Here is a 22442-nt window from a genome sequence, read left to right as displayed (position 1 = left end):
TACCCTATCCAGCAACCAGCGGTCGCCAAGTCTTCTGTGGCGTCCGCCAGTCGATCCCTTCGAGCAGCATCGACAGCTGTGAGGAGCTCAGGCTGACCTTGCCCTCTTTGGCTGCGGGCCAGACAAAACGACCCCGTTCCAAGCGTTTGGTAAACAGGCAGGCTCTCTGGCTATCCCACCAGATGATCTTCAAAAGGTCACCCCGGCGACCCCGGAAGACGAACATGTGACCGGAATACGGATCTGCGGCCAAAACCTGTTCGGCCTGTGCCGCCAGCGTGTTGAAGCCACGCCGCATGTCCGTCACGCCGGCAGCCAGCCATACCCGCGTGTTGCTCGGCACCGGGATCATTGCGTCAGTCCCTCGACCATCGCCACAATCGCCGACAGCGCGGATGGTCCCTCCACCAGAATGCGCCGACCATTTGACAACGTGATATCCACGCGCTGCGCGGTGGCGGAACCTGTTGGGGAAGAGCGCGGAATGTGTGGCGCTGGCGCAGACGTCACGCCCGAGACCTCAATTGGGAGAAACACTGCCTCCTCAGGCTCGGGCAACTCCGCGGTTTGACCTTCCGATGTAAACCGTGGATCGCGAAGCCACGTATGGATCAGGTTGGTGTTCATTGCGTAGCGACGCGCAACCTGCGCAACAGAAACCCCGGTCACCCGCGCCTGCGCGCAGATCGACCGCTTTTCATCATCCGACCAGACCCGCTTCTTCTGACCCTTCTTACCCGCCATCGCTCACCTCAAGATGTACACCATCGATAGTGGACATCTACTAGAAACTTTATCGCGCGGTCAGAGCAGGGACACCGGACGGATACGATCAATTAGATGAGAGCACCGATTGTAATTACACCTTGTGGGTCAGCCTGGCTGTGCTTCGGTAAATTGCGATTTCAGGCGGCTTGCGGCGTTATTGCCTCTGTCTGCTCCACAAAGTCATTCCAGCGCTCAAAGGCCCGCCCGTGGTGAACGCGCGCCTCCCTCGGGTCACGCTTCAGAAGCATGTGGCGCTTGCCGCCCCACCCACTGTCTTCCTGCGCTACCTTTTCAATGCGGCGCAGGATAGAATGACCTAAGCGGCGTTCCTTTGTCGTGACGGCCCCCGCCCGGATTTCTTCGGTGATACCCTCTGCATAGTCCAGCAAATCCTGCCCGATCTCCAATGGGGGCCTCTCCGCGCTCAAACGCATCGAGCGCCGCCTCTGCAGACATTAACTTCATGTCCAAACTCCGCTCTACTCGCCCGCTGTAAGGGCGTAGCGAATGCACTCGTCGAAGCGATCAGGCGAAAACCTGTCACGCGCATGCAGCGCGGCCTCACATTTAGCGGGGCCCGGTCGGTTCTGGACGAGGTGGCGCAGGGCTTTGGCAATCGATCCTGAGTTCCGCTCTACAAATGTCGCAGGGTAGTCCTCCACAGTTGCCCGCATCGCAGGAGTGTCGGTGATCATCAAAGCGCGACTGCAGAGCATGCCCTGGATCACCGCTAGGGGCTGGCACTCACTTGAATAAGTGGATGGCAGAGCGATAACGTCACACTCCGAAACAAATAGCGGCACATCTTCGGGCGGAACGATTCCTTTTACATCTATCCAGCGTGTCTGCTTTAGTTCCTCCAGATAACATTGCATCGCGGAGGTGGATTTTTCGGTGTCACCGATCACCTTGCCCAGCAGGACCATTTTGATATGCAACCCATCACACCGAAGAAGCCTAATGCCCTCCACAAGTTCCGCGATTCCTTTGCTTGCCATGATGTTGGAATTCCAAAGCACTACGAGGGAGTAATCCCCCGCTCGCCTCTTAGGTCTGTTGTAATAGTCGTCATGGGAAACGGCGAAATTCTCACACACAAGCAGGTGGCGAAAGTCAGAGGGGGCGAGCAGTTCGAGAAGGTGATGAGATGGAACGATAACCTCGCAGGGTGCGTACAGCCAGCGTGCGAAACGCCCAATAACGCGGCGTTTGAAGAGATGTGGAAAATCCGATCCATGTACATGAACTATTACCCGCGCTCCAAGGCGCGAAGTAAAAAGTGGCAAGGCATCGCGAAGAAAGCCTATGGAAGAGCGCGAGCAGACTAGATAGACCTTGCCGTGTTGCCCGCGTAGAACTGAGAGGGCGAGCCGGGCGGCCTGCCATAGGGTTCGCGGAATCGAGGCCAGTGTATTGCCGGAGTATTCATAGATCGTGCCAAGAAGTTCTTTTTGATTTTCAACTACCCTTCGGGTAACCATATTCTGTCCGTTGACGCTAGAGAGCTCTGGAGTCCAGACTGCTATTTTACCACTATGATCGGCTGTCATTTCCAAAGCTCTATAATTCTGCACACAGCGCAGCAAAGTCTTCCCACTGGCGGGCTTTCGAGTAGCGCAAGCGGATCATCTCCCAACCGTTGCGTGCGATCCTCTGTGCTTCGCTCGGTTCATTAATGTAGTGTGTGATCAGAGACAGGGCTTCTGCGTTGCTCTGATAGGTGACGTGGGTCTCGCCGTTCTCGAAGCCTTCCGGGTAGTCCCCAGCGTCAGAAATCATCAGCGCCCCAGCCGACAGAGATTCGAAGCTGCGCATATTGCCCCGGTCCCTCCCAGCGATGTCGATGGCCATGTTAAGGACAAGCTTGGTGCGGCCGAGCAGCCCATACATTTCGTTTCCGAAAACCGGCGGCTTAGCGACGCGGCGTACACTGCGCGGACGACGAACCTTGGAAAAGGGCGGAAAAAGACCAAGCGGCGTCCTTTCGGCCATCTTGGTGTAGCGCGAATTGAGCAATCTGAAATCCGCATTCAGACTTTGATCTGCCAGCGTACACGATACGTCCTCGATCAAGCGGGCCCTGTTCTGGTGGTGGAGGGAGAAAGTGCCCGCAAAGAAAAGGTCGGTGCGGCGATCATCCCATGGGACGAAGCCCATAGCGTCAGTCTGGCTTTCGTAGGACGGAGTAAGGTAGTTGGTCCGCAGCCCAACCTTGGCATGGTTCGCGTTCAGCGTCGGGAAGTTAGACACGATGGCATCGAAATGCTGCAGGCCGGTGCCCACGATGGCGGACCCGAGCCAGCCAACTTTCAGGCGAACGCAGCCCGGCATCCGGCGCATAAATGTCTCGGAATGGCGAGCGGAATTCACGGAATAGAACACCTCGGATCTGTGATTTTCTATCTGAGCAAGAAGAATTTCGTCTAGTGTTGTGTCGGAAGACAGACCGTTGTCGCTCGCCCAGTGACGCAACCCTTTTTCATATTGGGGAAAGCTCAGGCGGCCATCGGGATTCTTCGAGATGCATATGGCCAGCAGCTGTGCTTGCGGCACATCGCTTAGGATCACAGCATTAGTGGCATCCTCATTCTCGCAGTTTGCAAGGCGGGGTTGTAGTTGATCCAAGTGCGCCGGATAGATATTGCCAACCTGGAAAACGCGCATGACCTCAATCCTTCCCGGTCGCGTGTTTCAGCGCCAACCAAACAAATACTCCGCTGCCCCCTAACATCGCACAGGCATAGATCGCAACCACAGTAACGGGCGGAAACGTCCAAAGATATCCTGCGCAAAAGGCCATGATCACAAAGCCGAGACGCGTCACATCCCATCCAAACTGCCAAACCGATTTACCGGCGATGACCAAGACCATATTGATCGGCCCCGACACGAACATCCCTAAGAGGTAGGGTGTAAGCGCGACCGCGAAAGGGCCCGTCAACTGCCATTGATCTCCAAGAATAAAGACTATCGCCGCCTCGCCGAACAGCACGATTGCGCCGCAGACTAAAAGACCGATGCCAGCGCTCTTGCTCACCACGCCGAGCAGAAAGGCCCGGCGCGCAGGATCGCCGCGACGCGTCATTTCCGCATAGCGGCTTGACAAGGCCTGTCCAAAGGCTGCGAGAATCATGCCGAAGGGAAATATCAGGATGCGGGTAGTCATGCTGAACTGCCCTGCAATCTCTTCCGAGAAGGCTGCGGCGAGGACAAAGACCGGCAGGGCGGCACTGATCGCACCGACGATGCCGCTTGGCACATTTAGCAGCGGATAGCGCCGATAGATGCGCGCAGCGCGCCAAAGCCTTTTGGACGAGATCTGCCACTCATTCCGGCCGACTCCGCGCAGCCAGCGCGCCACGATCACCATCGCGCCAGTGCCGCGCCCTATCAAATCAGCCATCGCCAGCGAGATCGGCCCTCCAAAGACTAGCGCGCCTAGCGCGACACTGGCCCCTTGCGTCAGGCCCGTCTGGCTAAGCTTGCTGCTGGCGATTAAGACAGGGCGATCCATCCGCACCGCCAGTTGCGTCGCCGCATGAAACGCGCCCATGCCCATCAGCATGGCGGGCAGAACCCAAGTCATCCAAAGCGCGCCCGGCGCATCGGGGAGGAAAATTGCCACGATGATTTCCAACGCGGCCCAAATCGCAAGCGGCAACATGACGACAGCCGCTCCAACCAGCATTACCAAATTGCGTAACCAACGCTCAGAACGCGCCCGTAGAAACGCTAGCTCATAGCGCAGCGTCACTAAGGGCATCAACAAAGCGGCCAGCGACAAGGCTACCTGAAACGCGCCGAAAGCCTCGGGCGTATAGGTGCGCGCAATGATCGGCACACAGGCCAACGCGATCACCTGCGCCCCTACAGTGCCCAAGAGAATGACAAGGGAGCTACGGAGCAAAAGGAGTCCGGTGCGACGGCTTGCCCAAGTATTGGCAGAACACAAAAATTAGCAACCCGCCACCCGTCACCATCGCCGTAAAGATAGGCGTATTCGCAGCGGTCAACAAGAATGGTGCGCTAGAGATGATGACGAATCGGACATCGGCGCTTTTGACCAACGCGTCTAAGAAGGAGAGCAAAAGACCGACCAACACCCCGATCAGAGGCAAGCCTATGTAGCCCGCTGCAGCGATGCCATCAGAGGCCCAAAAATTGGAGTTGGCGCTGAATAACTCGTTTCCGGAGGCCCAATAGCCAACGACGCGCCCAAGGGGCCCTTGGAACGGATAGTTAACGAACAGGTTGATCCCTGTTACATGAGAGAAATAGGTATGCGGATTCTCCTCAAAGAACTGGACATATTGCGTGAAGGCGACGGCTTGGATCCCTAGTGCCCGCATGCTGAACTGCGAGACGGCTATCTTTAGTATGCCGTCAAACTCAGTCTCGAACACCACAACCAATAGAATGGGTGGAAGAAGAAAAATCATCGGAAACAAAATGAAGAGAAATGGGCGCCGTAGAAGCCCCCAAGCCAAAAGCCGGTGCAAAACGAAAGGCATGAATAAGGCAATGAGAGCAATTTTGGAGCCGTTCACCATGTAGACCGCAAGACAGAGGAAACTCGCCAAAAGGGCGAAAGACAGCTTTTTGTGTTTAAAGCTTAGGGCCAGCAGAATGGGGCTGAAGACAAACACCAACCAATTCAATAAATAGCCCGAAAGTCGGCTGACTGACAAATCAGTCGACGCTGAACGTTGACTGTAGACATCTTCTAACGCGACAAGTCGCATGATGGAATGAAATTGAATAATAGTCAGGGACAAGGCCGTAATGCTCAAAAAGACGATGAATTTAGCCGACGAAAGAAAACCGAGTTCGCGCAGCCTCGGCAGCGAAAACTGCGTTGACGCACTGATCAACCTGATAAGAAAAAGCGACGCCAAAAGGAGTAGAGACAGACCCTCGCTGCCATGAGGGAGGGTGCCGACCCGAGCCACCGTGATTTGCAGCGGCGTATAAACGATAATGAAGAAGAACCATATAAAGAAATGCGAAAATCTTCGGATCCGAACCGGCAAGAACATCAATGGAGCATAGAGGCAAATCAGTGCCGTGAATAATTCGGCAGACGAGGTCGAGTAGCTAGTGAACCCAAGATAGCCATAGAGTGGCGAAAAGTAGACGTCGTATACAGAGAAATAAAGGGCGATATATAAGCTGTGCAGCAGAAGGGTGGCCGCGGCGCGCGTAACTTGTGACGTGCTGACTTTCGTTCCGCTGGCGAAGGCCATAACTCTCAACCATCCTCTGAGGGATCGAATCCCAGAATCACATCGACAACCCGCTGCAACTGCTGATCCGTCATCTCGGCGAAAATGGGGATTGACAGACCTTCCTCGGCCAAGTTGGAGGCGATGGGGAAGTCTTCGGGGCGATGTTGCAAGCGCGCGTAACATGGCAAGAACGGTAAGGCGCGCGGGTAGTTGCGGGCCGAGCCGATGCCGTGGCTCTTGAGGTGTGCCTCCAATTTCGTGCGCGCGGTGCTGCGCAGCACATAGAGATGCCAGACCGCCGAGACGCCAGCGCTTACGCGGGGTATGGTGAGCGTGTCGCACCCGGAGAGGCCCGCATTGTAGGCCGCCGCCAGCGCTTGCCTGCGCGCGGTCCAGGGTGATAAATGTGGCAACTTCACGTTCAGTATCGCGGCTTGTAGCCCATCCATCCGGCTGTTGATCCCTTCGATCTCGTGGTCGCCCTTTCGTAAGCCACCATGTCTCGCAAACATGGCGATGCGGCGCGCGAGACCCGCGTCATTGCTGACCACAGCGCCCGCGTCGCCCATCGCGCCAAGGTTCTTTCCCGGATAGAAAGAAAACGTCGCCGCCGCGCCAAAAGTACCAACTTTACGTCCACCGATTTCGGCCAGATGAGCTTGCGCGCAATCCTCGATCACCCAAAGCCCTCGGCGCGCGGCGACCTGCATGATCGCAGGCATATCGGCGGGGTGGCCATATAGATGCACGGGGATTATGCCTACGGTCCGCTCCGTGATCAAATCCGACAGATGGGCCGGGTCGAGCGTGTAACTGATCGGATCAATGTCGCAGAACACCACCGTCGCGCCCGCCTGCGTCACTGTCTCGCTGGTCGAAATCCACGACATAGCCGGTACAATTACCTCATCTCCCGGCTTCACCCCCAAACCAACCATCGCCATGTAAATCGCATCGGTCCCGTTGGCGCAGGAGATGCAATGTGCGGTACCAATCTCGGCGGCGAACGCGGTCTCAAACGCCTCTACATCGGGGCCACGGATGAAAGCGGAGGTCTCGATTACCTTGGAAATGGCCGCGTCAATTTCTGATTTGACCGACAGGTATTGCGCGTGAAGGTCTGCCATTGGCACGATCTTGGCTTTATTATCTATCATCTTCAAGCGTTCCTTTTATTTCTGATGGGTCGGTCGGATGAACCGGGCCGGGTTGCCCGCGTATATTCCAGGGTTCTCGATATCGCGAATTACGACCGAGCCCGCACCGACCACGACGTCGTCGCAGATCGAGACCGGGAGGATCGTAGCGTTCGATCCAATCGAAACTCGATCGCCTAAGGTAGTTAGGCCCCAGAGATCTGTATTGCCACGCGCCGGACCACCAGACGCAAAGCTATCATTGATAAACATCACGCCGTGGCCGATGAAGCAATCTGTTCCGATGCGCACCAGCGAGCAGATGAAGCTGTGCGACTGCACTCTGGTTCGCGCGCCTATGATAACCTCAGACTGGACTTCAACGAATGGCCCGATAAAGACCCCTTCGTGGATCTGGCAGCCGTAGAGATTGACAGGCTCGACGACGGTGACATCAGAGCCAAACTCGACATTTGTGATCGCCGCTTGCAACCTGCGAGGGCCGGTTTTCGGTGTCATTTTTTTCTGCCTCCGAGGCCGAGACGCGCGTGCTTCGGTTTGAAGCGAAGCACAACCTCGGCACCAGTCTCTATGCTTTCGTAGATCGCTGTGATCAGTTCGAGGCTGCGCCGTCCTTCGAGACCGTCGACCAAATTCCGGCCGCCGTCGCGGATTGCCTTTACAACGTGGTCATAATATTCCTTGTGTCCATACCCGTAGACGTTCGGTGGATTTACCGAAAAATTTTCAATAACGTCGTCGTCGACGGGCAAAGCTTCACTGAAATTCCAGACTTTCATCTCGTTGACCGCAAAGCCGCCTATTTCAACGGTTCCCTTTTCCCCAAGGATCGATATTGACCCTTCGAGATCTTTTGGCCGGGTCGCCGTCGTGGCTTCTATTATACCGAGCGCCCCGTTGTTGAACCGTAGCAAAACGACTGCGGTATCTTCAGTCTCGATATCTGCGAGCGCTGTACGAGACATCGCGAAGACACTATCGACGTCCCCCATCATCCACTCTAGAAGGTCTACATGGTGACTGGCCTGGTTGGTCAGGACACCTCCGTCAAACGCCCAGGTGCCACGCCAAGGATCTTGGTCGTAATAAGACTGAGGGCGGCACCACCGAACGCGGACAGTGCCCATCGTGAGTTTTCCAAAGCGCTGCTGCTCGAGCGCCTCGCGCAACTTGATCACCGGCAAATTGAAGCGGTTCTGTTTAACAACGAACAGTTTTATACCTGCTAAGTCACAGACTTCGATCATTCTGTCCGCATCGGAAAGCGTTAAAGCCATCGGCTTTTCTACGAGGATGTGGGCTCCATATTGGGCAAGCTGGATGACATGATTGGCATGATTTCCACTTTCAGTGAGCACAGCAACGAGATCCGGTTTCTCAACTTGCATCATTTCGTGCATATCGGAATAGGCCGGCACATCGTAGGCGTCAGAGATTTTGTTCGCCTTTTCTAGATCAATGTCGCAAACGCAGTGCAGTTTCGCGCCGCCGATTTTGCCTTCTGCAAGCAGCTGAGAGTGGCGAGCGCTAATACGTCCGCAGCCTACAAGGGCCACCCTCAATTCTCTATTGTTTTGGTTTTCGGATGTCACAAGTCTTTCCCCATTGTTCAAGCCAGTTATCCCTATTTCACTATGAGTTGCGTCGATAAATTATAGATTTTTCAGCTATAGGATAGTTATTTTGGCCACCAACTTTCCGTTCACAGGCCACTCGTTCTCCTAGCTCTTCAAATGCCTAATAGAACAATTGGCTGGTTATCACTTTAATTTAATCCAAACAAATCCAGTGTAAAAACTATGCCCGAATGAGTAAGCAGAAACACCTCCATCCGATTGGTCAAAATCAACTCTTTCCACGCTAGAAAGAGGCGCAGGAAGTTACCCCCGTAGGCCTCATCCTTGAGGGCACAATCGACTCTGGATTCAATAGATGCTGCTCAATTGGAACCCTATTTAGGCTTCTGTATGAAAACGAAAAGGTTACCGGAGAAGAACGCTGGAGAGACTCGATGCAGAAGGTCGAACAAATGATATCCAAGTTTGGACCCAAAATAGTATGCCGGGTCACAGCGGCGACAATATGACTCGTTGTTCCAGCCTGGAAAAGCCTTTGAGATATCAGACAGGGTATTCATTAAATACGTCTTCTCGAAAACGTCCTTTTCCAAACGTTCCGGCTGGGCGCGTCTGAGAATAAAGTTTTCCATACCAGGGGACATAATGCGTTCCCCAAGCGCTATATAATGGTATTTATGTGGCGTTCGAGCACAGAACCAACCTCCAGGCTTGAGTAACCGATTTATCTCATTTACAAAATTGGTGGGCGACTGAATATGTTCAATCACATAGTCAGCAACGATCACGTCGATACTTTCATCGGGAATCTTTATGCGATCGTTTTCTATCATTAAGCTACGATCAACAGAATTGTTCTCCATGACGATCGGATCGACATCAGCGCCAATTACTTCAGCGAATTTCCCTTGCATGTGCCGCAAGCGGCGTAGGGTATTATTGCTGGAGTCCTCAAACCACGCAGCACGTCCAGCACCGTAGTCGAGATAGACGCTGTCAAGCGAAGTCAAAGCGTTAACCCGTTGATAGAAATCGATTGTTCCGTCATTTGGGGAATAGCTTAGGAAATACTTATCAAATGGTCGGTACATTATGGCCTTACTTATGGTTGAGTGAGGTAATAAAAGTTCACCAGGGGTACTCGCCTAATCTTCCGACAAGTCTCAAACAGCGCAGAGTTCTGCGCTTTCGAACCACCACTGGCCCAGCAGTTGCGAGTAAAAGGGAGTACAAGTTTGAGGTGAAGTTCAGAACTCATGTGATTTTTGAGTTTAAGTGGAACATTTGTAAGTCATCGCTTTTCATAAAGCTTTGTAGTTACTGGTGATTATTTCACCTAGAATAGTCGTATCAAAGTTTGTACCGCCCTAAGCACAGTTGGTTTATACGCCTGATAATGCAAAGCCTTAAAAAGTGATATCGCAAAGTTGGTCAGGAGGTGGCCTGAGAACGTCTAAAGTGACCCTACAAAACCTTCCGGAGTAAATCAGCCTTGTCTGTCTTTTCCCACGTGAAATCAGGGAGCTCACGGCCAAAATGCCCGTATGCCGCCGTTGGTTTGTACTTTGGCCGCCTAAGATCTAACATTTTAATCAACCCACCGGGGGTTAAATCGAAGTGCTCTTGCACAAGCAGAGAAATTTCGGGATCCGTTAATTTCCCTGTCCCAAACGTGTCGATCGAAATTGAAGTAGGTTCACTGATGCCAATCGCGTAAGAGATCTGGATCTCACAGCGTTCCGCTAAACCTGAGGCTACAATATTCTTAGCTACATAACGGCCGGCATAGGCAGCTGAGCGGTCTACCTTTGACGGGTCTTTGCCAGAGAATGCGCCACCACCATGGCGCGCCATACCACCATACGTGTCCACAATAATCTTACGGCCTGTAAGGCCACAATCCCCTACAGGGCCACCAATAACAAATTTACCTGTTGGGTTAATATGGAATTTCGTATCGCTGGATAACCATTCGCTTGGAAGTACTGGCTTAATAATTTCCTCCATTACCGCTTCGTGCAAATCGCTGAAGGTGATGGATGGATCATGCTGTGTCGATAGTACTACCGCATCTATGCCGACGGGTTTGTCATCTACGTACCGCAGGGTCAGCTGGCTTTTCGCATCTGGGCGCAACCAAGCCAACTGGCCGCTCTTTCTTACTTTGGATTGCTGTTCTACCAATCTGTGCGCATAAAAAATTGGCGCAGGCATGAGTACGTCTGTTTCGCTGCTGGCATACCCAAACATCAAACCTTGGTCGCCAGCGCCTAGCGCCTTATCATCTGCCTCATCAACCCCCATCGCAATATCTGACGACTGCTTACCTATAGCATTGATAATGGCACAAGACGCACCATCAAACCCTACATCACTGCTGTTGTAGCCAATGTCTAAGATCACTTCTCGAATGAGTTCTTCCAGATCTATATACGTGGACGTTCGAACTTCCCCTGCCACGATGGCCATGCCCGTTTTTACCATGGTTTCTACGGCGATACGTGCTTCTGGATCATCTTTAAGCATTGCATCGACAATTGCATCAGAGATTTGATCAGCCAATTTATCTGGATGCCCTTCGGAGACAGACTCAGAGGTGAAGATGTAGTTATTTCGGGTCATAGTCTTGGTATTCCAACTGATTAGTAGCGGTAATGCTCTGGCTTGAACGGGCCATCCGGGGCCACACCGATGTAGGCTGCCTGCTCGGGGTCGAGTTTGCTGAGCTTCACGCCGATCCGGTCGAGATGCAGGCGCGCGACCTTCTCGTCCAGCTGCTTGGGCAGGATATAGACTTCGTTCTTGTACTGGTCACCGCGCATCCAAAGTTCCATCTGTGCCAGCACCTGGTTGGTGAAGGACGCAGACATCACGAAGGACGGATGACCCGTCGCATTGCCGAGGTTCAGCAGGCGGCCCTCGGAAAGCAGGATCAACCGATTGCCGTTGGGCATCTCGATCATGTCCACCTGCTCTTTGATGTTGGTCCACTTGTGGTTCTTCAGGCTAGCGACCTGGATCTCATTGTCGAAGTGGCCGATGTTGCCAACAATCGCCATATCCTTCATCTCGCGCATGTGCTCGATGCGGATAACGTCTTTGTTGCCAGTCGTGGTAATGAAGATATCAGCGGTGGAGACAACGTCTTCCAACAGAACGACCTCAAAACCGTCCATCGCGGCCTGAAGCGCGCAGATCGGGTCGACTTCAGTCACTTTAACGCGGGCACCGGCACCGCGCAGTGAGGCGGCGGAGCCTTTGCCCACATCGCCATACCCCATCACGACAGCGACCTTACCGGCCATCATCGTGTCCGTGGCGCGTCGGATGCCGTCGACAAGGCTTTCTTTGCAGCCGTATTTATTGTCGAACTTTGACTTGGTCACAGAGTCGTTCACGTTGATCGCAGGGAAAGGCAGTTGGCCCTGTTTCACCAGATCATAGAGACGGTGCACGCCGGTGGTGGTTTCCTCGGACACGCCTTTGATCTGGTCGCGCACCTTGGTGAACCAGCCAGGGCTTTCGGCCATGCGCTTTTTAATCTGCGCAAAGATCGCTTCTTCTTCCTCGGATTTCGGCACGGCGATCAATTCGTCTTCGCCATTCTCGACCCGCGCGCCCAACAAGATGTAAAGCGTGGCGTCACCACCATCGTCGAGGATCAGGTTCGGGCCATCGGGGAACATGAAAGATTTGTCGAGGTAATCCCAATGCTCACCCAGCGACTGGCCTTTGATGGCAAAAACCGGCACGCCCGCTTCGGCAATCGCGGCGGCGGCGTGGTCTTGGGTGGAGAAGATGTTGCAAGACGCCCAACGCACGTCCGCGCCAAGAGCCACCAGCGTTTCGATCAAAACGGCGGTCTGAATGGTCATGTGCAGCGAGCCGACGATCCGCGACCCTTTCAGCGGTTTGCTCTCACCGTATTCGTCGCGCAGCGCCATCAGGCCCGGCATTTCGGTTTCGGCGATGTCGAGTTCCTTGCGACCGTATGCGGCAAGGTTGATGTCTTTTACGATATAGTCTTTGGTCAAGTGATTACCTATGCTGAGTATTGAATTTCTTATGACCGGTCGCCCTAAGCGCGAGGCCTTTTATAGTCTGGAAGTTTTGCCTAATGCCCGATAACGCAAACTATCGGGGGTTTGTGCGATGCTACTCACGACGCGCCCCCTGCCCCGCGTTCTCTGCACCCAGTTCTTCCTGCAAGGCCGCGATCTCCGCCCGCAATGCTTCATGCTCCGCCATACGCCTTTGGAGAAAATTCTTGGTTAGCCGCGCGCGCTCTAACACGCCGCGGGGCGTCAAAACATAGGCGTAGCGCAGCTTGTTGCCCGAAGCGCGAAAATTACTGACCTTCACCTGGCCCTTTTCGACCAATCCTTTCAGACAGTAGTTGACCACCCCCAGGCTAATGCCAAGCGCCTTGGCCAAGTCCCGCTGTGATAGCTGGGGATTGGCTTCGAGCGCCCGCATCACGCGAAAGCGAATATCATCATTACTAAGTTTGATCATAGTCTCAATGCGCCACGGCTACCGCACCAGAGCATGCGGGAGGCAGCTCCAGGGTAAAACAGTCGTAGCGTTCATAAATGAACGCATAAAGATGCATGACAGCAATTGAAAGACTAAATTTGACGGAACGGCTAGGTAACGCTTAGGAACGCGCCTCAATAAAACGACATTCGCCAGGCGTGATATGCGCGGCCGTCAATCGCCCCGTCAGATATGCACCGGTGTCCAACGCGATCCGATCGCCGGAGAGATTGGCCCGCTTAACAACCGTATGGCCGTGTACAACAATATTACCATCCGAGCGCGGCTTCGTTAAAAAGTCGGGATGGCCCCAAAGCAAGACCGCTCCGCGCTGGTCTTCGGGGGGGCGGTTGGGCGACATTGCCGCATGCACGCAATACATGTTGCCCGTCGACCAATGTTTGGGCAGAACGCGTAGCCACTCTTGCAGACCCTTTGGCAGCGCATTTTCGAGCTGCCGGGCCAAGTCGACCGACGCGCCCGAGAGAATGGCATCCTCGGGCACCTCTATGCCAAAGCTGGTGAGCGTGGCCACACCACCGTTTCGCAGCCACGCCAGTCCAGTCCCCGCAGGATCGTCAATAAAGTTGAGCAACATGCGCTCGTGATTGCCCATCAAACAGATCACGCGATCCGGCCTCGATCGGCTTAAATCATAGAGCTGAAGCAGGACCTCTCGAGACTGCGGGCCGCGATCGATATAGTCGCCCAGAAAAACGCAAGCCTCATTACCGAAAGCCACCTCATCCAAGAGACCAAACATCTGATTTAGGTGAGCGGCGCAACCATGGATATCACCGATTGCAAAGAAGGCCGCCTCCGGGCAAATCCGCGCGGAGGTAACATTTGCAGGTGCCGAGCGGCGCCGAGGATCAAGCTGTGATAGGATGCGAGGTAGCAAGGTTTAGTCCGGGTGTATTCGAGGCCGACTTTGAGGTTCTTGAAGCTCGAGTTAGCTGCACTGCGGCCGATAGGCCACATCTAATTCGCATGGGCCTCCGACGGGCTTATAATCGCCGATTCAAGCGGTTTCTGCTGGCTTGTGCCCCATGTGCCTTGATTGGCACTGGTTGATCTAGCATGCACAAGGAGCCAGGAAAGAGATCTTTGGGATAAGCCTCCAGGTCAGGATACGCGGCTTCGTCGGCCCATCCCGGAACGGCTAAATCCACTATGCCTGCCGCTTTTTGCATTACAACTCACCGCGGCATGGAGTACTCAGAAACCTGTTGCAAAAACGGCATAAAGGAAGAAACAAGCGACTACGCCGAGCCGGGTGGGTTGTATCCTGCCGCCTGTATGGGAATGCTAAGCGCAACTCGAATTTCGAGAGTCTGCCCCAGCAGGCTCCGGTGAAAAGCGTTCAGACGCTGGTCACTGTTCCAACAAAATAGCATATGTCGCTCGCCGAGCCAAAGGTTTGTCCATGTTTAAACATTTGATTGCTATCTCACTTTTGTCCTTCGCCACGGGATGCGGTGTGGCCTATGTTTCGCCTACCGTCTCTGAAGAAGAAGGCAAGGTGCGCATCGTGCGTTTGACATCGGATACAGTGACGGCGGCGAACAGTGCCGCCTACGTGCCAAAAGAGCTCCCAGCTGCATTTTTCCAAAACGCTGGCGGCGCGGGCGCGATGCGCGGAGCCGGTGCCACCCCCGCACCTGTCTCAGAGCTCCAAACCCGCCCTGCCGACCTGGCCTTGCGCGTTCCCAAGACACCCCCAAGCACCACATATGAGATTGGCGTAGGCGATGTGCTCCTGCTCGCCTCGCGAAGTGGGGGTAGCACAGTAGAAGAACTCAGTGGTCTATTAGCCGCACAGAACCGACGCCAAGGCTATACCGTTCAAGATGACGGCGCGATTGCGATCCCGGATGTCGGGCGGGTCACTGTTGCTGGTTTGACTCTCGAGGACGCTGAAGCCGCTCTGTTCCAACGCCTTCTGGAAGCTCAAATTGACCCCTCCTTCAGCCTCGAAATTGCTGAATTCAACTCAAAACGAGTCTCCATCGGCGGTGCGGTCGGAACCGCGGCAGTCATTCCGATCACCCTCACCCCCCTCACGCTGGACCAAGCGATCGCAACAGCCGGCGGCATCCAAACACCTGATCTAGAATATGCCTCCATTCGTCTCTACCGCAAAGGCGATCTCTATCAGATTCCGCTGGAAACCTATTTGGAGTCTCCCGACCTGCAAAAAACACGGCTTGTCGCTGGTGACAGTATTTTCGTCGATACCGAATATCAGCTAGATCGCGCGCAAGCTTATTTTGCAGAACAGATCACGCTACGCCAGTTCCGTCAGCAGGCACGCGTACAAGCCCTTGCGGAACTTCAAGCGGAAGTGAACCTGCGTCGAGCTGCGCTCGAAGAAAGCCGGTCAAACTTCGAGGCACAACTGGACAATGATGCTATTGCCCGCGACTATGCCTACCTAACTGGTGAGGTGAGCCAACCGGGCCGGTTCACCTTGCCCTTCGGCCGAACGGCATCGCTGGCCGACGCGCTCTATTCCCATGGCGGATTCGATACGCAAACTGGCAACCCAACGCAAATTTATGTCTTGCGAGGATCGCCGGACACCAGCGAAGCGGTGACCGCTTTTAATCTGAATGCCAAAAATGCAGCGGAACTTATCCTAGCCACCCGCATGGAGCTGCGGCCCAACGATGTTATCTTCGTTGCAGAACAGCCCGTCACCCGGTGGAGCCGCGTCATCACTCAGATCACCCCATCCTTGTTGACCAGCGTCGCCAGCTCCGTAAATTAACGGTATTCTGCTATGCGCCTCTCTGACGGGGCTGGAAGATGAGCTGTAGGTGGGGGACTGGCTGGGTCTCCCCCTATCCATGTTAAGGCAGCAAGAGTTTGCCCAATCAGGGGGAGCCTCGCAAGACAACATTCCATTCACGCTCCGCGTAAGTTAGGACAGTCGATATTCGGTTATCGATGACCGCGCTCTGTTCATGTTGCCCACCCATGGTACTTGCGAATAAAGGACCAAGAATGTCGGATGCGCCTAAAATGGGCTGGTTCGTAGCGCAACTGCGCCCGAATGGACTTGCGCAAGCCCGCGTCCATCTGCGTCGTCAACGGTTTGAAAGTTTTTCCCCCGAGCGTGTGGGTACCCGACAGCATCGAGGTTGCCTCATACAAAAGCGCCAACCTCTATTTCCAGGTTATCTTTTTGTTCAGTTCGATCCAGCCGCCCCTGGCTGGACTGCTATTAACAACACCCGCGGGATTGCGCGGCTTATCTTGCAGGATCCACGCCGCCCCCGCCCGCTGCCGCAAAGCCTCATCGCCGGCCTTCAGGCCCGCTGTCGTCCCGATGAACTTGTAAAATCCGCTGATGATCTTGAAATCGGGGAACAGATCCGGATCCTGTCAGGCCCTTTTGCGGATTTTATCACGCAAGTTGACCAGCTCCCAGATTCTGAGAGGGTCGGCGTTTTGCTAGACCTAATGGGGCGCGATGTCCGGACATCGCTGCACCGCAGTCAGGTCAGCAAGCTAGGCTAGCGATATCATCGGCCGCGAGCTCATAGATGCAACTCGTTAGGCTTTCTTGAGAAACCGATTGTGGGCTTCAACATCCGTCTGGAATGTGCCCTCGTAAGCTACGTTGTCATTGTTCACGGAGAAAGCCTGCAGCGTCCAATCGGCTGCGCCAGACTCCCGAAAAATCTGCACATTTAGAACTTCGCTCTCCCGAACATAGGTACCAGACAACGGTGACACCTGAAGTCTTGACCGTTTCTTGCCAAGTGATCCAACCCCGAAATAGCGGGCCCGACGGAAGCGGCGAGCAGGGAAAAATCTTACTGCCGCCATGTAAGTCACCGCGAACAGAAGGATAAAGCCTACTAGCGCAATAGTTGCCAGGATGGGTTGATCCCACAACAGTACTCCAACTGCGATCGGGGTCGAGAAAAGAGGCGCAAGAAGTAAACTTGCAATGGGGTTATCGAACCGCCCCCGGCGACCCTTTAACATTGCGACTGTTCGTACGGCGATATGGTGAAAATGCAGCCGATCCGGTTGGCCCGTTGCGCGCCGTTTCGCACGCCGCCTTACGATCGAGAGAAGCGTGTCGCAAACCGGCCAAAAGAGTAACAGCAAAACCGCCATGCCCGCCACAGAGGGGTTCCGGGCAACAAGAACAATCCCAAGCCACGCTATAATATGGCCGATACCGTAAGCCCCCGCGTCACCCAGGAAAATGCGCCCGAAGGGCCAGTTCAAGATAAAAAAACCGAAAATCGAAGCCGCCAGGAGCCCCGCTACAAGCTGGATATCAGTATCCCCAGTGTGACCCGCAATCGCAATAAAGCCTATGGAGGCTGCCATAGAATAAAGCGCTGAAAGACCGTTTAACCCGTCCACCAAATTTAATGCGTGGCACGTGCCGGCAGACCAAAGCAGGGTGATCACAATGGCAGGAACAACCCATTCCAACAACGCACCCTCGGTTAGACCTAAGTCAGGCACAAGAGACCCGGTGACGCCGATGGCAAGAGCTGCGGAAATAAAGGCTGCAAAAAGCCGATTACGGGGACTAACATTCCGGTAAATATCTTCGAGTAGCCCGGCAAAGAACACAACTGCACCTGCCGCAAGGGCAAAAAGAAGGTCGCGCCCTATGTCATTGGTATAGAACACACAGCCAACACTAAGGCCCAAAATGACCCCAATACCCCCAACACGCGGGGTTGGACATGTATGTTGGGCCTGCGGTGCAGAAAGATCGCGGAGCATGTGCTCAGGCGACATAAGAAGATTCGGCCGCGCAATAAAAAGTGTGCTCAATGCCACACTAATGAAAAAGGCAACACCGAATATCAGTAAATCGTACATCAGAAGAGAACCTAGGAACTACAAACATTGGCACAAAGAATAAGTGCCCCGGGAAAAAACAATAAACTATGACGCATTCTAGCGGCTGCAGGAGAAGCTACAAGGGGCTTGCATAGATAGGCTTTCATGCTGAACTCCTAACTCCTCGGTCCGTACGTAGAAATCAACCTTGCAGGTGTCCTCACACCAAAGCCTGACGCCATACTGCCGGAAGCGTTGGCCCGTCGCATGCTAAATTCCCAACATTGTTGTCGCGGCACGCGCTAATTGCCATTTGCCGCGCCGCCTGACAAGTCTGTCCAAGCGGATTCACGCCTGTAGCACTGTATGGGAAAGGTAGGAAATATAATCATCCTGTGATTGTACATCAATACATATTTGAATTAGCCGGAGAGCCATAAGAGCAGGATCCTAGACGCTGCATACAAATGTGGCGAGAACGAGCCAGAACGCCCCCATGCAAGCCTCATCTTCCCCAAAATCTGGGCTTCAGATGCGCCCACAAGGCGAGGTCGCGCTCGGGTCTTAATAGAAGGTGGCATTGGAAAGTGTTTGGGGTTAGGAGACGCCAACAGAGTTGATATCGGTTACCAATAGACAGCATGAAACAGTTCTCCAGTGCTTCTGGGCACCCCCATAACGAAGCTACCGACGGCGATGAAATTGACCTCGGCAATCTGCTGCAAACTCTTTGGCGAGGCAAGTTGTGGATCGCCCTGTGTGGATTTCTTGCGCTGTGTCTTGGAGGTTTTTATGGCTATGGGATCGCGGTCCCAGTCTACACTGCTAAGTCTGCCGTAGCTCTTGAGAGCCGGCAGGAGCAGGTGATGGATATTGAGAGTGTGGTTACAGGGCTGGGCGGCGATCAATCGACGATCAACACCGAAGTCGAGGTTCTCCGTTCGCGCGAATTGATCGAGACATTGGTGTTAGACTTAGATTTGCTAAACGATCCAGAGTTCAACAGTGCTCTCCAGCCCAACCCTCGGTTTTCAATTGGCGTGATTGTTGGAGCTGTGCGAGGTATCTTTGGTGCCCAAGAGCCTTCTTTTTTGGTTTCCGAAAGAACCACGCTCGACAGGACCATCAACGCAGTTCTTGACGCCCTCTCTGTCTCTAACCTGCGCCAGAGTTTCGTTTTTGAGATAACAGCAACAACGCAAGATCCGGCCAAATCGGCCTTGATCGCCAACCGGCTGGCTGAACTCTATATTGAGAACCAAATTTCTGTGAAGTTTGAGAAGACAGAAGCGGCTACAGCTTGGCTCAGTGAAAGAGTTAGTGGACTGCAGGTAGAATTGGAATCGGCTCAAGCGGAACTGAAGAATTTCTCCACAAATACTGATCTTATCAATGCAGATGCACTCGCAGCGCTTAACCGGCAAGTGAAAGACCTTAGGGATCGGCGTTTGACGCTCGCAGCCCAAGCGGAGGCAACTGCGACGCAGTTAGAAAGATTGCGGAATGCTGCAGAAGCGGGTGATCCAAACGTCTTCGCCGAAGTTGCTCAGGACACACTTCTGGATCAGGCTTTGTCGCGGTTAAAAGAAGGACGTGAGGGCGGCCGTGAGGCTTTTAGTTCGCGAAGAGAAGCACTCATCGCCCAGGCTGAACTCGAAGCGGCCCGTGCGCGGTCTCAGCTAACCGCCATTGAAGCGTCGATCGCTGACGTCACATCACGCATCGACAATCAATCAGAAGAATTGGTGACATTGGAGCAATTGCAGCGCGAAGTTGAGGCCAGCCGCCTTCTTTACGAGGCGTTTTTGAGTCGATTAAAAGAAACGAGCATTCAGCAGGGCATTCAGCAGGCTGATAGCCGCCTTCTAAGCCGGGCTGTAGTCCCCCCTGCCCCATCCGCGCCGCGAAAGTCACGTATACTCGCGCTTTCTCTTATTCTTGGGCTAATGATCGGTGCCGCCGCAGTGTTGCTGCGCGAAATGGCTCAAAATACCTTCCGTACCCCAGAAGACCTCGAAGCCAAAACGGGGTATACGGTGATTGGTCAAATCCCTAACATCTCTGTGAAAGCACGCAGGAGCGTTCTAGAGTATCTGACGCAAAAGCCGAATTCAGCAGCGGCTGAGGCAGTGCGGAACCTTAGAACGTCAATCCTACTTGCGAACCTTGACACGCCACCTAAGGTTATCATGTCGACGTCTTCGGTGCCAGGCGAAGGGAAGACAACCCAGTCAATCGCCCTAGCGCAGAACTTCGCCGGACTGGGTGCAAAAGTACTACTAATTGAAGGGGACATCCGGCGCAGGGTACTTTCAGAGTATTTTTCCCACGATCATCCTAACGGGTTCCTATCTGTAATGTCCGGGGACGTCTCTTTAAATGATGCTATAGTGCACGATGAAGCCTTGAATGCAGACATTCTTTACGGAGAAAAGTCACGGGTGAATGCAGCTGATCTGTTTTCTTCGAGAACGTTTGGCGAATTCATCAACGAATTGCGGAACCATTATGATCATATCATTATCGACTCACCACCCGTCCTCGCAGTCCCGGACGCACGCGTGCTGGGTCAGTTGGCAGATGCAATTATATATTCCGTAAAATGGGACAGTGCTACTCACCGCCAAGTACTGGATGGCTTAAGGTCGTTGGAGAGTGTCAATCTTAAGCCAAGCGGCTTAATTCTCAGCCAGATAGACCGGAGTAAGTTGAAGCGTTATGGCTACGGCGACAGCTATGGGGCTTACGCTGGATACTATACCAACTGATATGCGGATCCGAGCTTTCGAAGAATGAGGCATCACTCTGGACAGGCTATGCGTCTGAAGCGAAAGAGACGTGCGAGGTTACCCAGTTTCCGTTCGTTGACGCATTAATCTCAGATCGAACCTGCATGCAATTATACAGAATCGGCATTTGGGTAATGTTCGGCATGGCCTGTTTAAGGGCAGGCGCCTGATCACGCACTTCGTTTGGAGGTGTTCCACAGAGCGTCACCGCCGAGATGTTCGAAGGGATAAGACGCTTGCTCTGCAATTCTCTTTAGCGGATCGAGAGGTCCGGCACACAATGAAGAAGAGCGCCAGTTGATCTTCATTATTGGTACCTTCCTCTGCTTGAGGTGCTGACCGAGCGGAGGAAGGTTCTGTAACACTTGGCCAACCAAGGAGCGCTTTGTTGCAGCCCTTAGCTTTTATTAGGCGTCACGAGTAATAGGCCAACAACATGGCAATGAAGCCCGACGTCACAACATAAGTATTACCGCCTGCGACAACAGTAATGTCGCCGCCTGGGGTCATGTTTGAAACGCTACTGACCGGCAAGCCCGTCGCGCGTGTTATTGCGGCTGCAATCACGCCGGGCCCAACTGTTTGTCCAGCACCACCGGGCGCTGTGATCGTCACGGTATCGCCCGCAAACGCACTACTAGCGAGAGACAGAGAGATAGCAGCAGACATCAAAAACTTTTTCATCATAGACTTAACCCTTTTTCAGAACTTCAAAACCCGTAGGCGACTGACAACGTCACCTGCTGGCGGTCGGTGTTGTCTGTCACGTCTAAAAGACTAAGAGATGTGCTGATAGTCGAATCGGGAATGTTGAATGACGCACCGAGATTGAGCTGAGTTTCGGTGAAGGACATGCTTGCGCTCATATTCTGAGTGATCCCGACGCCAACGCCAGCAAAAGCACCATCTTCGATCCCGACACCATCTGTGTCCCGTGTATTGTCTGTACCGTACCCAACCACAAACTGAAGCGGAACTTCTACACTTCCCTTTTCAATAGCTAAGATGTGCGATGCATAAACGGTAAACTGCTCGGACCGGTTCGAATTCACGCCCCAAGCTGCAAGGTTCGAAACTGTCGCACCGACAAAAGTTGCAGAGTTTCCGCCAACATGCGCCAAACGAGAGGCGGAAAGGCTTAGCGAGCCCGCATCACCCAATGGCTCCAGCCCGGTTAAGGCCAAACCGAATGTTAGGCTAAGATTTTCGAGGGGGCTTCCGATACTATAACCTGCGACGAGGTCTCCGTCGCCCCCTGCTCCAGATACTCCGCCTCTGGGCGTGGCATAAGTCAAACCAACAAAGCCGCTTCCTGACCTAGGTGCGACCGCAGAGGGCGCGCCCGCAACCGTCGGAAATGCCAACTGAGTACTGGGACTGAGTAGCGACGGCTGAGGCGCAAGAACTGCGTCACTTTGCGCTAAGCCCACCGACCCAATGGATGCTACAACTGAAGAGATCACTAAAATTCTTTTCGACATACCATTTCCGCTCAATTGGATTTCATGCTCTTAGCTTAAGTGTAGAATGGCTAACGTCCATTTACAAGATTATTCCCCAGAGCAGAGCTGT

Annotated in this window: 21 protein-coding genes; 3 read left to right on the top strand and 18 right to left on the bottom strand. The window is 53.8% G+C overall.

The window, feature by feature from the left end:
• Positions 1–4: 4 nt before the first annotated feature.
• The 15 genes from tnpB to ACGYKA_RS15250 all read right to left on the bottom strand — a co-directional run bounded on the left by tnpB (position 5) and on the right by ACGYKA_RS15250 (position 14164).
• On the bottom strand, positions 5–352 hold the full coding sequence (tnpB, locus tag ACGYKA_RS15320; RefSeq protein WP_394439145.1) for an IS66 family insertion sequence element accessory protein TnpB: 348 nt from the start codon (positions 350–352) through the stop codon (positions 5–7).
• A complete protein-coding gene (gene tnpA, locus ACGYKA_RS15315; RefSeq protein ID WP_394439143.1) occupies positions 349–744 on the bottom strand; it encodes an IS66-like element accessory protein TnpA in 396 nt (131 codons plus the stop codon). Before tnpA ends, tnpB begins: the two co-directional genes overlap by 4 nt.
• A 161-nt stretch (positions 745–905) precedes the next feature.
• Positions 906–1175 carry a hypothetical protein gene (locus tag ACGYKA_RS15310; RefSeq protein WP_394439141.1) on the bottom strand — a complete coding sequence of 90 codons (270 nt, stop codon included), beginning with the start codon at positions 1173–1175 and terminating at the stop codon, positions 906–908.
• Between the two features lie 72 nt (positions 1176–1247).
• Positions 1248–2318: a glycosyltransferase family 4 protein gene (locus ACGYKA_RS15305; RefSeq protein WP_394439139.1), complete on the bottom strand. Its 1071-nt coding sequence runs from the start codon at positions 2316–2318 to the stop codon at positions 1248–1250.
• A 10-nt stretch (positions 2319–2328) separates the two neighbouring features.
• Complete coding sequence (locus ACGYKA_RS15300) at positions 2329–3432, bottom strand: glycosyltransferase (RefSeq protein ID WP_394439137.1); 1104 nt, start codon at positions 3430–3432, stop codon at positions 2329–2331.
• Between the two features lie 4 nt (positions 3433–3436).
• Entirely contained in the window at positions 3437–4627 is a 1191-nt protein-coding gene (locus tag ACGYKA_RS15295; RefSeq protein ID WP_394439135.1) for a lipopolysaccharide biosynthesis protein, read from the bottom strand.
• 37 nt (positions 4628–4664) lie between these two features.
• Positions 4665–6011 carry a hypothetical protein gene (locus ACGYKA_RS15290; protein ID WP_394439133.1) on the bottom strand — a complete coding sequence of 449 codons (1347 nt, stop codon included), beginning with the start codon at positions 6009–6011 and terminating at the stop codon, positions 4665–4667.
• 5 nt (positions 6012–6016) lie between these two features.
• A complete protein-coding gene (locus tag ACGYKA_RS15285; RefSeq protein WP_394439131.1) occupies positions 6017–7150 on the bottom strand; it encodes a DegT/DnrJ/EryC1/StrS family aminotransferase in 1134 nt (377 codons plus the stop codon).
• Positions 7151–7165: 15 nt separating this feature from the next.
• Positions 7166–7648 carry an acyltransferase gene (locus ACGYKA_RS15280; RefSeq protein ID WP_394439129.1) on the bottom strand — a complete coding sequence of 161 codons (483 nt, stop codon included), beginning with the start codon at positions 7646–7648 and terminating at the stop codon, positions 7166–7168.
• The gene (locus ACGYKA_RS15275) at positions 7645–8742 is read right to left on the bottom strand and encodes a Gfo/Idh/MocA family protein (RefSeq protein ID WP_394439127.1); all 1098 of its coding nucleotides are present in this window, start codon (positions 8740–8742) and stop codon (positions 7645–7647) included. The genes ACGYKA_RS15280 and ACGYKA_RS15275 overlap by 4 nt, the downstream gene beginning before the upstream one ends.
• Positions 8743–9101: 359 nt before the next feature.
• A complete protein-coding gene (locus ACGYKA_RS15270) occupies positions 9102–9818 on the bottom strand; it encodes a class I SAM-dependent methyltransferase (RefSeq protein ID WP_394439125.1) in 717 nt (238 codons plus the stop codon).
• A gap of 373 nt (positions 9819–10191) precedes the next feature.
• The gene (gene metK / locus ACGYKA_RS15265; protein ID WP_394439123.1) at positions 10192–11349 is read right to left on the bottom strand and encodes a methionine adenosyltransferase; all 1158 of its coding nucleotides are present in this window, start codon (positions 11347–11349) and stop codon (positions 10192–10194) included.
• A 20-nt stretch (positions 11350–11369) separates the two neighbouring features.
• Complete coding sequence (gene ahcY / locus ACGYKA_RS15260; RefSeq protein WP_394439121.1) at positions 11370–12761, bottom strand: adenosylhomocysteinase; 1392 nt, start codon at positions 12759–12761, stop codon at positions 11370–11372.
• Between the two features lie 121 nt (positions 12762–12882).
• A complete protein-coding gene (locus ACGYKA_RS15255; protein WP_394439208.1) occupies positions 12883–13203 on the bottom strand; it encodes a MarR family EPS-associated transcriptional regulator in 321 nt (106 codons plus the stop codon).
• A 181-nt stretch (positions 13204–13384) separates the two neighbouring features.
• Complete coding sequence (locus tag ACGYKA_RS15250; RefSeq protein WP_300056787.1) at positions 13385–14164, bottom strand: metallophosphoesterase family protein; 780 nt, start codon at positions 14162–14164, stop codon at positions 13385–13387.
• 525 nt (positions 14165–14689) lie between these two features.
• On the opposite strand from ACGYKA_RS15250, the gene ACGYKA_RS15245 reads away from it, so the two are divergent.
• The gene (locus ACGYKA_RS15245; RefSeq protein ID WP_300056789.1) at positions 14690–16033 is read left to right on the top strand and encodes a polysaccharide biosynthesis/export family protein; all 1344 of its coding nucleotides are present in this window, start codon (positions 14690–14692) and stop codon (positions 16031–16033) included.
• Between the two features lie 236 nt (positions 16034–16269).
• Positions 16270–16785, top strand: a complete 516-nt coding sequence (locus ACGYKA_RS15240; RefSeq protein ID WP_271690140.1) for a transcription termination/antitermination protein NusG — start codon at positions 16270–16272, stop codon at positions 16783–16785.
• A 36-nt stretch (positions 16786–16821) separates the two neighbouring features.
• Here the strand turns inward: ACGYKA_RS15240 and ACGYKA_RS15235 are convergent, their stop codons facing one another.
• Positions 16822–18120 (bottom strand): glycosyltransferase family 4 protein, encoded by a 1299-nt coding sequence (locus ACGYKA_RS15235; protein WP_271690141.1) that lies wholly within the window; start codon positions 18118–18120, stop codon positions 16822–16824.
• Positions 18121–18722: 602 nt separating this feature from the next.
• Between ACGYKA_RS15235 and ACGYKA_RS15230 the strand changes: the two genes are divergently transcribed.
• Positions 18723–20849: a polysaccharide biosynthesis tyrosine autokinase gene (locus ACGYKA_RS15230; protein ID WP_271690142.1), complete on the top strand. Its 2127-nt coding sequence runs from the start codon at positions 18723–18725 to the stop codon at positions 20847–20849.
• Between the two features lie 435 nt (positions 20850–21284).
• Here ACGYKA_RS15230 and ACGYKA_RS15225 read toward each other — a convergent pair whose 3' ends face one another.
• Positions 21285–21557 carry a hypothetical protein gene (locus ACGYKA_RS15225; protein ID WP_271690143.1) on the bottom strand — a complete coding sequence of 91 codons (273 nt, stop codon included), beginning with the start codon at positions 21555–21557 and terminating at the stop codon, positions 21285–21287.
• Between the two features lie 23 nt (positions 21558–21580).
• Positions 21581–22165, bottom strand: coding sequence for a hypothetical protein (locus ACGYKA_RS15220; protein ID WP_276155216.1), 585 nt, complete (start codon positions 22163–22165; stop codon positions 21581–21583).
• Positions 22166–22442 lie beyond the last annotated feature (277 nt).

Source organism: Sulfitobacter sp. 1A15106 (genome assembly GCF_043556995.1).
GTDB classification, from domain to species: domain Bacteria; phylum Pseudomonadota; class Alphaproteobacteria; order Rhodobacterales; family Rhodobacteraceae; genus Sulfitobacter; species Sulfitobacter faviae.
The sequence above is the reverse complement of the archived record's forward strand: the minus strand, read 5'-3'. Positions and strand labels throughout refer to the sequence as shown.